This window comes from Klebsiella sp. w6 (assembly GCF_033100215.1).
In the GTDB taxonomy this organism is placed as follows: Bacteria; Pseudomonadota; Gammaproteobacteria; order Enterobacterales; family Enterobacteriaceae; genus Klebsiella; species Klebsiella variicola.
In genome coordinates, this window is the sequence record NZ_CP136907.1 from 5,498,905 (window position 1) to 5,512,998 (window position 14,094).

General features: G+C 54.0%; 13 protein-coding genes and 1 rRNA gene. 7 read left to right on the forward strand and 7 right to left on the reverse strand.

Annotation, left to right across the window (positions count from 1 at the left end; translation table 11 throughout):
• Positions 1-5: 5 nt before the first annotated feature.
• The 3 genes from glnL to R0140_RS26735 all read left to right on the forward strand — a co-directional run bounded on the left by glnL (position 6) and on the right by R0140_RS26735 (position 2,694).
• Entirely contained in the window at positions 6-1,055 is a 1,050-nt protein-coding gene (gene glnL, locus R0140_RS26725; RefSeq protein WP_008807910.1) for a nitrogen regulation protein NR(II), read from the forward strand.
• 8 nt (positions 1,056-1,063) lie between these two features.
• On the forward strand, positions 1,064-2,473 hold the full coding sequence (glnG, locus tag R0140_RS26730; RefSeq protein WP_008807911.1) for a nitrogen regulation protein NR(I): 1,410 nt from the start codon (positions 1,064-1,066) through the stop codon (positions 2,471-2,473).
• 110 nt (positions 2,474-2,583) lie between these two features.
• Entirely contained in the window at positions 2,584-2,694 is a 111-nt protein-coding gene (locus R0140_RS26735) for a YshB family small membrane protein (RefSeq protein ID WP_004152951.1), read from the forward strand.
• A 39-nt stretch (positions 2,695-2,733) separates the two neighbouring features.
• Here R0140_RS26735 and hemN read toward each other — a convergent pair whose 3' ends face one another.
• Positions 2,734-4,107: an oxygen-independent coproporphyrinogen III oxidase gene (hemN, locus tag R0140_RS26740; protein ID WP_032736908.1), complete on the reverse strand. Its 1,374-nt coding sequence runs from the start codon at positions 4,105-4,107 to the stop codon at positions 2,734-2,736.
• A 188-nt stretch (positions 4,108-4,295) separates the two neighbouring features.
• On the reverse strand, positions 4,296-4,802 hold the full coding sequence (gene yihI, locus R0140_RS26745) for a Der GTPase-activating protein YihI (RefSeq protein ID WP_008807913.1): 507 nt from the start codon (positions 4,800-4,802) through the stop codon (positions 4,296-4,298).
• A gap of 584 nt (positions 4,803-5,386) precedes the next feature.
• Between yihI and yihA the strand changes: the two genes are divergently transcribed.
• Positions 5,387-6,019, forward strand: coding sequence for a ribosome biogenesis GTP-binding protein YihA/YsxC (yihA, locus tag R0140_RS26750; RefSeq protein ID WP_008807914.1), 633 nt, complete (start codon positions 5,387-5,389; stop codon positions 6,017-6,019).
• 347 nt (positions 6,020-6,366) lie between these two features.
• On the opposite strand, the gene polA is transcribed toward yihA, so the two are convergent.
• Complete coding sequence (gene polA, locus R0140_RS26755) at positions 6,367-9,159, reverse strand: DNA polymerase I (protein WP_012543290.1); 2,793 nt, start codon at positions 9,157-9,159, stop codon at positions 6,367-6,369.
• 396 nt (positions 9,160-9,555) lie between these two features.
• Between polA and R0140_RS26760 the strand changes: the two genes are divergently transcribed.
• Positions 9,556-10,455, forward strand: coding sequence for an acyltransferase (locus R0140_RS26760; RefSeq protein WP_008807916.1), 900 nt, complete (start codon positions 9,556-9,558; stop codon positions 10,453-10,455).
• A gap of 49 nt (positions 10,456-10,504) precedes the next feature.
• Here R0140_RS26760 and dsbA read toward each other — a convergent pair whose 3' ends face one another.
• The 3 genes from dsbA to R0140_RS26775 form a co-directional block, all read right to left on the reverse strand.
• Positions 10,505-11,128 (reverse strand): thiol:disulfide interchange protein DsbA, encoded by a 624-nt coding sequence (gene dsbA / locus R0140_RS26765; RefSeq protein WP_022065755.1) that lies wholly within the window; start codon positions 11,126-11,128, stop codon positions 10,505-10,507.
• Between the two features lie 27 nt (positions 11,129-11,155).
• Entirely contained in the window at positions 11,156-12,142 is a 987-nt protein-coding gene (locus R0140_RS26770; protein WP_008807918.1) for a serine/threonine protein kinase, read from the reverse strand.
• A 75-nt stretch (positions 12,143-12,217) separates the two neighbouring features.
• Positions 12,218-12,487 (reverse strand): YihD family protein, encoded by a 270-nt coding sequence (locus R0140_RS26775; RefSeq protein WP_002882612.1) that lies wholly within the window; start codon positions 12,485-12,487, stop codon positions 12,218-12,220.
• 71 nt (positions 12,488-12,558) lie between these two features.
• On the opposite strand from R0140_RS26775, the gene mobA reads away from it, so the two are divergent.
• Together mobA and mobB are read left to right on the forward strand one after the other, a co-directional pair.
• Positions 12,559-13,140 (forward strand): molybdenum cofactor guanylyltransferase MobA, encoded by a 582-nt coding sequence (mobA, locus tag R0140_RS26780; RefSeq protein ID WP_032741506.1) that lies wholly within the window; start codon positions 12,559-12,561, stop codon positions 13,138-13,140.
• Positions 13,137-13,643, forward strand: coding sequence for a molybdopterin-guanine dinucleotide biosynthesis protein MobB (gene mobB / locus R0140_RS26785; RefSeq protein WP_044650426.1), 507 nt, complete (start codon positions 13,137-13,139; stop codon positions 13,641-13,643). The genes mobA and mobB overlap by 4 nt, the downstream gene beginning before the upstream one ends.
• Positions 13,644-13,909: 266 nt before the next feature.
• Here the strand turns inward: mobB and rrf are convergent.
• Positions 13,910-14,025: ribosomal RNA gene (gene rrf, locus R0140_RS26790) — 5S ribosomal RNA — on the reverse strand.
• Positions 14,026-14,094 lie beyond the last annotated feature (69 nt).

Here is a 14,094-nt window from a genome sequence, read left to right on the forward strand (position 1 = left end):
GTCGAATGGCAACAGGCACACTGCCCGATGCTGGGCAGATCCTCAACTCTCTTATCAACAGTATCTTACTGGTCGATGATGACCTGGCGGTGCACTTTGCCAATCCTGCGGCGCAGCAGCTGCTGGCGCAAAGTTCACGCAAGCTGTTTGGCACCCCGTTACCTGAGCTGTTGAGCTATTTTTCGTTGAATATCGGGCTGATGCAGGAGAGCCTGCAGGCGGGCCAGGGTTTTACCGATAACGAAGTCACGCTGGTTATCGATGGCCGCTCACACATCCTGTCGCTGACCGCCCAGCGGCTACCGGAAGGCTTTATTTTGCTGGAAATGGCGCCAATGGATAACCAGCGCCGCCTGAGCCAGGAGCAACTGCAGCACGCACAGCAGGTCGCCGCCCGCGATCTGGTCCGCGGCCTGGCACATGAGATAAAAAACCCGTTAGGTGGCCTGCGCGGCGCGGCACAGCTGCTCAGCAAAGCCCTGCCCGACCCGGCGCTAACGGAATACACCAAAGTGATCATCGAGCAGGCTGACCGGCTGAGAAATCTGGTCGATCGCCTGCTTGGGCCACAGCATCCGGGCATGCACGTTACTGAAAGTATCCATAAAGTCGCCGAGCGGGTAGTGAAACTGGTCTCCATGGAGTTACCGGACAACGTGAAGTTAATCCGTGATTACGACCCCAGCCTACCAGAGCTGCCCCACGACCCGGATCAAATTGAACAGGTGTTGCTGAACATCGTCCGTAATGCGCTGCAGGCGCTGGGGCCGGAAGGGGGCGAAATTGTTCTCCGCACCCGCACCGCTTTCCAGCTGACGCTGCACGGGGTGCGTTATCGCCTCGCCGCACGTATTGACGTTGAAGATAATGGCCCGGGTATTCCGCCCCATCTCCAGGATACGCTGTTTTATCCGATGGTCAGCGGCCGCGAAGGCGGTACCGGCCTGGGCTTATCTATCGCCCGCAGCCTTATCGATCAGCACTCCGGCAAAATTGAATTCACCAGCTGGCCGGGTCATACCGAATTTTCGGTATACCTGCCTATTCGGAAGTAGAGGTGTTTATGCAACGAGGGATAGCCTGGATCGTTGATGACGATAGCTCCATCCGCTGGGTGCTTGAACGCGCGCTCACCGGAGCCGGCTTGAGCTGCACAACGTTCGAAAGCGGCAATGAGGTGCTAGATGCCCTCACCACCAAAACCCCGGATGTACTGCTGTCAGATATCCGTATGCCGGGAATGGATGGTCTGGCGCTGCTCAAACAGATTAAGCAGCGTCATCCAATGCTTCCGGTCATCATAATGACCGCACATTCCGATCTGGACGCTGCGGTCAGCGCTTATCAGCAAGGCGCGTTTGATTATCTGCCCAAACCTTTTGATATTGATGAAGCCGTCGCCCTGGTCGACCGGGCGATAAGCCACTATCAGGAGCAGCAACAGCCGCGAAATGCGCCAATAAGCAGCCCAACTGCCGACATCATCGGCGAAGCGCCGGCAATGCAGGATGTCTTTCGCATTATTGGCCGTTTGTCGCGATCATCCATCAGCGTGCTGATTAATGGCGAATCCGGTACCGGTAAAGAGCTCGTCGCTCACGCCCTGCATCGTCATAGCCCACGTTCAAAAGCGCCGTTTATCGCACTGAATATGGCGGCAATACCCAAAGACCTGATTGAGTCCGAGCTGTTCGGGCATGAAAAAGGGGCCTTTACCGGCGCCAATACCGTCCGCCAGGGACGCTTCGAACAGGCTGACGGCGGCACGCTATTCCTGGATGAAATTGGCGATATGCCGCTTGATGTCCAGACTCGTCTGCTGCGCGTACTGGCGGATGGCCAGTTTTATCGCGTGGGCGGTTACGCGCCGGTGAAGGTCGATGTGCGGATCATCGCCGCCACCCACCAGAACCTGGAACAGCGCGTGCAGGAGGGGAAATTCCGTGAAGATTTGTTCCACCGCCTGAACGTGATCCGGGTGCATTTACCGCCGCTGCGCGAGCGCCGGGAAGATATTCCACGCCTGGCCCGCCATTTTCTGCAGATAGCCGCCCGCGAGCTCGGTGTTGAAGCCAAACAGCTGCATCCGGAAACGGAGACAGCGCTGACACGCCTGGCGTGGCCTGGCAACGTCCGTCAGCTGGAAAACACCTGTCGCTGGCTCACCGTCATGGCCGCCGGCCAGGAGGTACTGACGCAGGATCTGCCGAGCGAACTGTTTGAGACTACGGTTCCGGACAGCCCGACGCAGATGCAGCCCGACAGCTGGGCGACGCTGCTGGGTCAGTGGGCCGATCGGGCGTTGCGATCCGGTCATCAAAACCTGCTCTCAGAAGCGCAACCCGAAATGGAGCGCACGCTGCTGACGACCGCCCTGCGCCATACCCAGGGGCACAAGCAGGAGGCTGCGCGTCTGCTGGGATGGGGTCGTAATACCCTGACGCGTAAGCTAAAAGAGCTGGGAATGGAGTAGTGATTAACGGCATGATGAAAATTAGCCGTTCAGCGCAAAGTGCTGCTATTTTGTACTTTACTGTTCCGATGAGTTGAGTATGATCGTGCCCGGCATTAGGGGAGAGCATCATGTTTGAATCACTGGTGAGTATGATATCGAGCGGCGCCGCAGCCAGTCACACGCCACAAACGGCAGTCGCTGCCGTGTTGTGCGCTGCGCTGGTCGGGCTGTTCAGCTAATGGTTCCCCTCTCCTGCGGCCGCGGGAGAGGGGAAAACATTAAATGACCCGGGAGAACTGTTGCATCCGAGCTTTTTGCCGTAGATAGGCATCAAAGCACATGCAGATATTGCGGATCAGCAGTCGGCCTTTCGCCGTCACCTGAATGGCCTTATCATCCACAGCCACCAGCCCGTCATGCGCCAGCGGCGCCAGCAGCTTCAGGTCTTCGGCAAAATAAGACTGAAAATCCACATCCCACTGCGCCTCTACAGCCTCAATATCCAGACGGAAATTACAGATCAACGCCTTAATCACGTCGCGACGTAAACAGTCATCGCGGGTTAACGCGATCCCGCGCCATAGAGCGTCCCCTTGCTCTGCCACCTGCTGGTAGTACAGCTTCAGCTCTTTTTGGTTCTGGGCGTAGCTGTCGCCAATCATGCTGATCGCGGACACGCCCATCCCCAGCAGATCGGTATCCCCCTGGGTGGTGTAACCCTGGAAATTGCGGTGCAGTATGCCATGACGTTGCGCGACCGCTAATTCATCGTCTGGGCGAGCAAAGTGGTCCATGCCGATAAACTGATAGCCTGCCGCCGTCAGTGAACCGATGGTCTCCTGGAGGATCTCCAGCTTCTGTTCAGCGGTGGGCAGATCGGCATCTTTAATTTTGCGCTGTGCGGCAAAGAGCGTGGGCAGATGCGCATAGTTAAACACGCTCAGGCGGTCAGGACTGAGCTCGGCGACCTTTTGCAGGGTAAAGGCGAAGCTCTCCGGCGTTTGCTTCGGCAGGCCGTAGATGAGGTCGATATTGGTCGAGGTAAAACCAATCTCCCGCGCATGGTGGAGCAAATCAAAGATGAACGCTTCGTCCTGCTCACGGTTAACCAGGCGCTGAACCTCTTTATTGAAGTCCTGCACGCCCATACTCAGGCGGTTGAACCCCTCGGTGCGTAAATGATCGAGGACATCCAGCTCGATCTCACGTGGATCGACCTCAATGGAAATCTCGGCTTCCGCGCTGAAATGGAAGTGGCTGCGCAACAGATCCATCAGGCGACTGATTTGCGCCTTATTGAGATAGGTTGGCGTGCCGCCACCCCAGTGCAGTTGCTTAACCTGGCGACTGGCAAACAGCGGCGCGCGGTGGATGATCTCCTGTTCAAGGACATCGAGATATTGATCGGCCTTATGCTGCTGGCGGGTGACTATCTTATTGCAGCCGCAGAAATAACACAGCTTATGGCAAAACGGGATATGCACGTACAGCGACAGGGGACGCTGTGGGTAACGGGCCACAGCGGCATCGAATTCCGCCGCGCCAAATTGCGGTGAAAACTCCAGCGCGGTGGGATACGAGGTATAGCGCGGCCCGGAATAGTTATATTTCTGGATCAGGGCCAGATCCCAGTCGATTATCTGCTCAGACATGCTCACTCCTTCCGATGGTGCCGCCGACGGGTACGCCGTCCCGGCCCCACCGCACCGCGGGTCATGAGCCGGTTGCGCAGCCATTTCTGACGCCGCGACAACCGTCGTAGTTTAACGAATAACCACAGCAGATAACATATAACCAGAAGGGTTATAAGCAGTACCGGGAATCCGATGGGATGCAAATGTTAGTTTCCACCCTTCAGCAGACGCATCATATCTTCCTGACGCTCTTCCTCTTCTTCATCTTCGTCATCGTAAGAGAGGCCGAGCTGCTGCATCAGCTCATCAATGCGATCCAGTTTGGCGTCCACCCAGCTCTGCTCTTCAGCATTCAGGGTGCCCCCCTCTTCCAGACGTTCCAGCAGCGCGTCCAGGCGCTCATCATTCTCCAGCAACTCCAGCTCAGCCTGCGGTGAAAGCATAGGTTTCTCGCTCTTTGGTTTATGCTGCTTGGGGGCTGGGGTGCTGCTTTCGCTCACGCCCAGCGGGATCGGTTTTTTACTGCCGACGCGCGGGTCTTGCGTCTGGCTCTGTTTTTTGCCCGCTGAAGCCGCATCGCCGCCGTTCGCGCGACTGCCTGCCGCGTGGCCACGATGTTTCTTCTGCCGTTTGCGATCGCGAGCTTCCTGATTTAACTCTTCACGCGACTTGCGGCCGGATTTGCCACGGGTGGCGGATGTCGGTTTTTTCATGGTGTGTAATCTTCAGACAGTATTATTCAGTATAGAATTGAGGCGGAATCTAGCAGAAAGCAAGCAAAGAAAAAAGGCGACAGATTACTCTGTCGCCTTTTTCCTCACTGACCACCCTTAACGGGCTTCTTCTTTCCCTGTTCGCTAACGACTTACCCTGTCTTTCCCTTAGCGTCCAACGGTCCCTGTTTCTTCCTTTTCCCTTTGAAACGTCTCCAAGACGCGCGTCATCCTGACTATCCTGTGGTCTTCGCCTCCTGGCGCTTCCTGACCCCTCGTCCTGAGTCTTAATCCTTTCAGCATCCCCGCCGTTGTGTATTACTTTACCCTGTTGACAAAAATCGACAACCAGCCAGGCCGTTAAAAAAACATTTTCAGATTTCTCTATTTTTATAACTTGTTTGTTTTCAGTTAATTACATCTGTATCGTCTTATTTTTCTCAGGTATGTCCTATACGAAGAATAGTCAATGTCTCACAAACCATATGGTTTTTACTTACAGGAACGGCGTGCGGTAAAAACAGCCTTTTTCTGCTGTTCAGGTATAATCCCTGCCATAGCCTGTTTTAACGGAGACGACCGTCTTGACCAACTGGAATTATCAACTGACGCACTTTGTCACTAGCGCGCCAGATATCCGCCATCTTCCTGCCGATACCGGCATTGAAGTGGCGTTCGCCGGCCGCTCCAACGCGGGAAAATCCAGCGCGCTAAATACGCTGACCAACCAGAAGAGCCTGGCGCGTACCTCCAAGACTCCTGGACGTACGCAGCTGATTAACCTGTTCGAAGTCGCCGAGGGCAAACGCCTGGTTGACCTGCCCGGCTATGGTTATGCGCAAGTACCTGAAGAGATGAAGATCAAGTGGCAGCGCGCGCTGGGAGAGTACCTGGAAAAACGTCTGTGCCTGAAGGGCCTGGTGGTGCTAATGGATATTCGCCACCCGCTTAAAGATCTCGATCAGCAAATGATCGAGTGGGCGGTAGAAAGCGATATTCAGGTGCTGGTGCTGTTGACCAAAGCCGATAAGCTCGCCAGCGGCGCGCGTAAAGCGCAAGTGAATATGGTGCGTGAAGCGGTACTGGCCTTCAATGGCGATATTCAGGTTGAACCTTTCTCTTCGCTGAAAAAATCTGGCGTGGATAAGCTGCGACAGAAGCTGGATAGCTGGTTTAACGAAATCCCGCCGCAAGAAGCCGTTGAAGACGCCGAGTAACCCCCGCTTTTTCCGGATAACGGCGCGTAGCGCCCTATCCGGACGTTCATATTACGCGCTTTTAACTGCATCAAACTTTTCTTTCGCGCAATAAAAAACGCCCCGGTCATAAATGACCGGGGCGGCTAAAATATTCAGCCAAATCCGATTACGTGAAGTAAAAGGTCTGAAAGATAGAACATCTTACCTCTGTACCCTACGCGATTAACTCTACTCTTCTTTCGCTCACGGATAAAGCATTTTTTGTAGTTTTTTTTCACTATTTACATAGCAAATTCAAATGATCCTCACAAAACGCTATAAGTTATGTTGCTTACTTACAGAAAATCGCTTTGCGCTTTGTATACTTAGTGCGCTTGATCCCAGTTTTCGCCACTACCGACTTCCACCAGCAGCGGCACCGCCAGCGTAGTGCTGTTCTCCATCAGTTCATGGATTTTTTTCGACACGGCATCGAGCTCATCTTTATGCACTTCAAAGACCAGTTCATCGTGAACCTGCATGATCATCCGCACGCGAGGTTGCTCCTTCCGCAGCCATTCATCAACAGCAATCATCGCCCGCTTGATAATGTCTGCCGCAGTCCCCTGCATCGGGGCGTTGATCGCCGCACGTTCCGCGCCGGCGCGACGGGCACCATTGCTGGATTTAATATCCGGCAGATAGAGTCGACGGCCATCCAGCGTTTCAACGTACCCTTGCTCTTTCGCCTGAGCGCGGGTGCGCTCCATATACTCCAGGACGCCCGGGTAACGCTCGAAATAAAGATCCATATACTTCTGTGCTTCTTTACGCGGGATGTTCAGCTGGCGGGCCAGGCCGAAGGCGCTCATGCCGTAGATCAGACCGAAGTTGATGGCTTTCGCACTGCGGCGCTGTTCGCTGCTGACGCTGTCCAGTGGTAAGCCAAACACTTCAGCCGCCGTCGCCCGGTGAATATCTTTCCCTTCAGCGAAGGCGGTTAGCAGGCCTTTATCCCGCGACAGGTGCGCCATAATACGCAGTTCGATTTGCGAGTAGTCCGCTGAGACAATGACGTAATCTTCCGGCGCGATAAACGCCTGGCGAATGCGCCGTCCTTCTTCGTTACGCACTGGAATATTTTGCAGGTTTGGATCGGTAGATGACAAACGGCCAGTGGCAGTAACCGCCTGATGATAGGAGGTATGCACGCGCCCCGTTTTAGGGTTAATCATCAGCGGCAGTTTATCGGTATAGGTCGACTTCAGTTTCGCCAGCCCGCGATACTCCAGAATCACTTTTGGCAACGGATAATCCAGCGCCAGCTCCTCCAGGACCTCTTCAGACGTGGATGGCGCGCCACCCGGCGTTTTCTTCAGCGGCTTGATACCCTGTTTCTCAAACAGGATCGTTTGCAGCTGTTTAGTGGAGGAGAGATTAAACGCTTCCCCGGCAATCTCATGTGCGCGCTGCTCCAGCTCAACCAGACGCTGGGCGATCTCCTGGGAATGCGCATGCAACACGGCAGGGTCGATTTTCACGCCATTGCGCTCAACCCGAGACAGCACCGGCACCAGCGGCATTTCGATATGCTTAAAGATATTCAGCGGACCTTCATGCTGCTGCAGCTTCGGCCACATCTTCAGATGCAGCTGGAGCGTGACGTCGGCATCTTCCGCCGCGTAGCGGCCAGCCTCCTCCAGTGCAATCTGGTTAAAGGTGAGCTGGTTCTTACCTTTACCAGCGATCTCTTCAAAGGTAATGGTTTTATGCTTCAGCCAGCGGTCGGAAAGACTGTCCATATCGTGGCGGCCCGCCACGCTGTCGAGAATGTAGGATTCCAGCATGGTATCGAATGCAATCCCGCGCAGCTCAATGTCATAGTTGGCCAAAATACCGCGATCGTATTTGAGATTTTGCCCGACCTTGAGCAGCTTCTCATCCTCCAGCAGCGGTTTAAGTAACGCCAGTACGCGCTCGCGGGGGATCTGATCCGGCGCATCAAGATAATCATGCGCCACAGGGACATAGGCGGCCACGCCAGGCTCAACAGCGAATGAAAGACCGACCATATTGGCAGAGATATTATCCAGGCTGTCGGTTTCCGTATCAAAGGCAAAGAGCGGCGCTTGCTTCAGCTTATCGATCCAGGTGACCAGCGTGGCCTCATCAAGGATAGTGACGTAGTGCTCTGCTGAAAGGGCGGAGGCCGGTTCATCCTCTGCTTCTGCCTGTGCCGCTGCCGCAGGCTCTGCAGGTTTAGCGGCCGGTTTGCCGCCCTTCGCTTGCAGCCATTTCCCGGCCTCGACGTCGGTTGTCCAGCGCTTAAACTCATACTGCCTGAACAGCGCCAGCAGATCGTCAGCCGCCGGTGGCTGCACCTCCAGCTCTTCGCATGTGAGCTCCAGCTCGACGTCGGTTTTAATGGTCGCCAGCTGATAAGAGAGATAAGCCACGTCCTTGTTCTGCTCCAGCTTCGCCGCCATCGTTTTCGCGCCGCGGAAGCTCAGTGCAGCAATTTTCTCCGGTTCCGCATACAGCGTATCAAGGCCGCCAAGGCCTTGCAGCAGCGCCTGGGCGGTCTTCTCGCCCACGCCCGGCACGCCAGGAATGTTATCCGAAGAGTCGCCCATCAGTGCCAGGAAATCGATAATCAGCTCCGGCGGGACGCCATACTTGGAGACCACCTCATCCGGTCCAAGGATGGTGTTAGTCATGGTATTGATTAGGGTGATCCCCGGCGTCACCAGCTGAGCCATGTCTTTATCACCGGTGCTGATCAGCACCGGACGACCCGCCCTTTCCGCTTCCCGCGCCAGGGTGCCAATCACATCGTCGGCTTCAACACCCGGAACTGCCATTAGCGGCAGCCCCATCGCTTTCACCATCTTATGCAACGGCTCAATCTGCGCGCGCAGATCGTCCGGCATCGGCGGGCGGTGGGACTTGTAATGTTCGAACAATTCATCACGGAAGGTTTTCCCTTTCGCATCAAAGACCACGACGGCGTGAGTCGGTTGATACTGCAGGATCAAACTGCGCAGCATATTCAGTACGCCGTACATAGCCCCGGTCGGCTCCCCTGCGCTGTTAGTCAGCGGCGGAAACGCATGATACGCCCGATAAAGATAGGATGAGCCGTCAACGAGGATGAGAGGGTTTTCTGGGATCTGAACCATAATTTCCGTGCCTGTTTATCAGATTATGGGTAAAGGATGCCACAGACGGGCATGAAATCCTGAATTTTTCCCGCATTTCGCGGAAAAGATTCAACGATCGTCGCGATCGCATAAGAACTTTGCTTGTGGATAACTTTGTGTATAGTTTTACAGCGTCAGCTTTACCGCCCCTGAAAATAAATGAACAAATACTATTACTCTTTATATATCAGTTAATTAAAAACAGATCGACGATCCTGGCATCAATTTGATGACCCAATGTTCCATGTGGATAGAAGATCCTTGTTTTTTTCTGTTCTCGTAAGACCCGTCATTTGCCGCGTTTTCTGGTAAAATCAGCCCCTTGCGCAGCTTAAAGGCGCTCTTTGTCAGCCTAACTTTCTGAATAAACTAACTATGTCGAGATTACTCGCTGCGATAACACTTCCGCTGAGTATCGCCTTAACCATCTTAGTCACCATTATCTGCTCTGTACCGATCATCGTCGCCGGGCTGATTAAACTGCTGGTCCCCATTCCAGCGGTATGGCGCTCTATATCTGTTTTTTGCAATTTTATGATGTATTGCTGGTGCGAAGGGCTGGCGCTGCTGTTGCATCTCAATCCCTGGCTTAAATGGGACGTCGAGGGTCTGGAAGGCTTAAATAAAAAGAACTGGTATCTGCTGATCAGTAACCATCATAGCTGGGCAGATATCGTGGTGCTATGCGTGCTGTTCCGCAAGCATATTCCGATGAATAAGTACTTCCTTAAACAACAGCTGGCGTGGGTACCCTTCATCGGCCTCGCCTGCTGGGCGTTGGATATGCCCTTTATGCGCCGCTATTCACGCAGTTACCTTATTAGACACCCGGAACGCCGCGGTAAAGATGTCGAAACCACCCGCCGTTCATGTGAAAAATTTCGCGCGCATCCGACGACTATCGTCAATTTTGTGGAAGGCTCGCGTTTTACCGAAGCCAAAAAGCACGAGACGCGCTCGCCTTACGATAACCTGCTACCGCCTAAAGCGGCAGGTATCGCCATGGCGTTAAACGTGCTCGGTTCGCAGTTCGATAAACTACTGAATGTCACGCTGTGCTACCCGGAGAATAATACAAAGCCGTTTTACGATATGTTAAGCGGCCGCCTGACGCGCATTGTAGTACGTATCAATCTGGTTCCTATTGGTGAAGAGCTGCACGGCGATTACGTTAACGATAAGAACTTTAAGCGCGGCTTCCAGCGCTGGCTCAATGGGCTATGGGAAGAGAAAGACCGTCAGTTGACTGACATCATGCGGGACAAAGAAAGGTAGTCACTGCCAGAACAGCTAAGGTAACGCCGGTCAGTGACCGGCGTTTTTTTTATTTCTTCTCTACCAGTTGCTTCACGGTATCCGCATACTGAGCGACGAAGACATCCATATTGCTGGTGTCCATCCCCTGCGGGTTCAGCTGGTATTTACCATTAACATACATAGCCGGTACCCCCTGCAGCTGCAGATCGGCTGCCGCTTTCTCTTGCTGAGCGACCAGAGATTTCACCACGAAGCTATTCCATGCGGCATCGTAGTCTTCCCCTTTCACGCCAGCGTTGACAAACACTTTACGAATGTCAGCCACGCTCTGCACGGTCTGGGTTTTCTGCACGGCTTCGAACATCGGCGCAGTAATTTTATCTTCAACACCCAGCGCGATGGCCACCGCCCACGCCTGCGTCAGATCCTTGCCCAGAGGGCCCAGGAACTCAACGTGGTATTTGGTCATTTTGGTGCCTTCCGGCAGTTTCTGACGCACATTGTCAGAAACATGCAGCACTTCTTCAAACTGGTAGCAGTGCGGGCAGTAGAATGAGAAGAACTCGAGCACCTGCGGCTCGCCAGCAATCGGCTTATCAAGGGTGATGTACTGCTTGCCATCGGTGATCTGGGCAGCGGATGCACTAAAAGCCAGAATCATACCAGCCAGCGCCAGCCAAACTTTTTTCATGATTTACTCTCTCCTGGATATATCACATTAATACATTGGCGTTAACTGAAGCGGGGGTTCCTGTAGAACCTTCACCTGCTCAAGAAAAGTCGACGTCTGCCCCCGCCAGTAATCCTCCCCGGTTAACCAGGGGAAATTGACCGGGAAAGCGGGATCGTCCCAGCGTCTGAGCAACCACGCCAGATAATAAACCAGTCGCATAGCGCGTAAAGGTTCAATTAGCGCGATTTCATCGCTGTTAAAGGGGCTGAATTCCTCATAGGCCTCGACAATGGTCTCCAGTTGCATACGCTGTTCAGCCTTATCACCGTTGAGCAGCATCCACAGATCCTGAATCGCCGGGCCGGTTCGCGCATCGTCTAAGTCGACAAACAGTGGTCCGTCGCGCCAGAGGATATTACCGGCATGGCAGTCACCGTGCAGGCGCAACGTGTTCCCGCGGCCGTGCCATTGCTCCATGACGGCAGCAATGAGTTTATCGGTCGCCTTCAGGAAATCGGCCTTCAGGCCAGAGGGGATCAGCGTCGCCTGTTCAAACACCTGGCGCGGTTCCAGCAGGTACTCCTGGACGCCAATTTCCGGGCGGGCAGTAAAGCGCTGTTTGCGGCCCGTCTGGTGCAGGCGCCCCAGATAGCGGCCAACCCATTCCATCTGATCAAGGTTATCCGCTTCGAACTGACGACCGCCAAGGCTTGGGAAAACGGCAAAGTAGAATCCCTGATGCTGATGAAGCGTGCTGTCGTTAAAGAAGAGCGGCGCAGCAACGGGCACTTCATCTTCTACAAGCTGAAGCGCAAACTGGTGTTCTTCAAGGATCTGTTCTGCGGACCAGCGCTCAGGACGATAGAACTTTACCACATAGCGATGGCGCTCTTCGTCCTGGAACTGATAAACGCGGTTCTCATAGCTGTTTAGCGGGGTGAGACCGGAGTCCACCCGCATACCCAGATCGAATAACCCATCGATAATGGTATCCGGGCGAAGCGTCTGAAAAGTAAAAGCCTTATCGTGCATCCTGACTTCCGATAATCGTACGAATAGTTCAGGATATCATCTCATTGCACTTTACGCGGCAGCGCTTACAACCTTTTACTCTTTTATTACCCCGCGGGCGCGCAGCAGCGCGGTTTTAAAGTCCTCTTCATAATCCTTCTGAATACCAGGAATGACAGCATCTTTAGAAGAGTCACGCATCTTCAGGTGATAGATCAGAATATCGTCGGAAAGATCGCTCAGTTCGCCATCATAGCCAGCCTCTTTCGCCAGTTTCTGCAAAAATTGCATCAGATTCAGTTCAGGCTCTTTCTGCCAGGCAGGCTGGAGGAGTTCAATTACTTCATTCAGACGTTTACATTTCATGGTCATGCTCCTTACTCTTGATAGGGACAAGTTAACAGGGTCAATCCCACAATGAAAGAGGCGATATTCAGATGCAAAGCGAGGCGATAACCGGCGTCGTGCTGGCAGGCGGCAAAGCCACGCGAATGGGCGGCATTGATAAAGGATTACAGGCGCTAAATGGTCGCCCTCTCTGGCGTCACGTCGCGGAGACATTAGCCCCGCAGGTAGATGAGTTAGTCATTAGCGCCAATCGTCATCTTGAACAGTGGCGTGCCAGCGGATATCCGGTCTTTCGAGACATACAGAAGGGTTATCAGGGGCCGCTGGCCGGAATGCTTGCTGTGATGCAGCAGGTCGCGAGCCCATGGTTTGTTTTTTGCCCCTGCGACACGCCGTTCATTCCGTCCTTTTTGGTGGAGCGCTTTATCCAGCAGAGAGGGGCCGCGCCGGTCGTTTGGGCCCATGACGGCGAACGGGATCATCCCGCCGTTGCATTAGTTCATCGTCAAATCATTCCGGAACTGGAGGCTTATCTGGCTCATGGAGAGCGCAGGGTGATGGTCTTTATGCGACAAGTGGGTGGGCGCCCGGTGAATTTCAGCGATGTGAAATCAGCGTTCATCAATGTAAATACGCTTGAAGATTTGCAGCAGATGCAGGAGCCATCATGACCCCATTACTGGCGATCGCCGCATGGAGCGGTACCGGAAAAACAACATTATTAAAGCGTCTTATCCCTGAGCTTTGCGTCAGAGGTCTGCGTCCCGGGCTCATAAAACATACCCATCATGATATGGACGTCGATAAACCCGGCAAAGATAGCTATGAATTACGTAAGGCGGGCGCTGCGCAGACCATTGTCGCCAGCGAACAGCGCTGGGCGTTGATGACGGAGACGCCAGAGACGCCGGAATTAGATCTCACGTGGCTTGTCAGTCGAATGGATGCCAGCAAACTGGACCTGGTTTTAGTGGAGGGGTTCAAACATGAACCCGTGCCGAAGATCCTACTTTTTCGGCAAAACAGCGGCCATCGTGTAGAAGAGCTGATAATTGATGAACATACCATCGCCGTGGCCAGCGATATGCCCATCGCGACCTCGCTTCCGCAGTTGGATTTAAATGATATTCAACAGATCGCGACATTTATTGCGAATTGGTTAGACAGGCATTAGCAGTTTATCGGTAGGGTTGCTTCTTAACACAGACGTTAATGAATGGCATCGGCAGACAGGGGCCTCCCCGGAGGCGGTGCTGCGCACCTTGTCCGGGCTACAGGTCGTGCAGGGCGGGTGCGAATCCGTAGCCCCGGTAAGCGCAGCGCCACCGGGGAGATATACCCCACACAGCAAAAAACCCCGCACCTTTCGGGACGGGGTTCTTGTTAAAACGCAAAAACAAAAAGCTCAGTCTTTCGACTGAGCTTTCTGCTTTGTTTGATGCCTGGCAGTTCCCTACTCTCACATGGGGAGACCCCACACTACCATCGGCGCTACGGCGTTTCACTTCTGAGTTCGGCATGGGGTCAGGTGGGACCACCGCGCTATCGCCGCCAGGCAAATTCTGTTTTCAACACGTCCTGCGGACGCATCGATTAATCTGTATCACGCTGAAAATCTTCTCTCA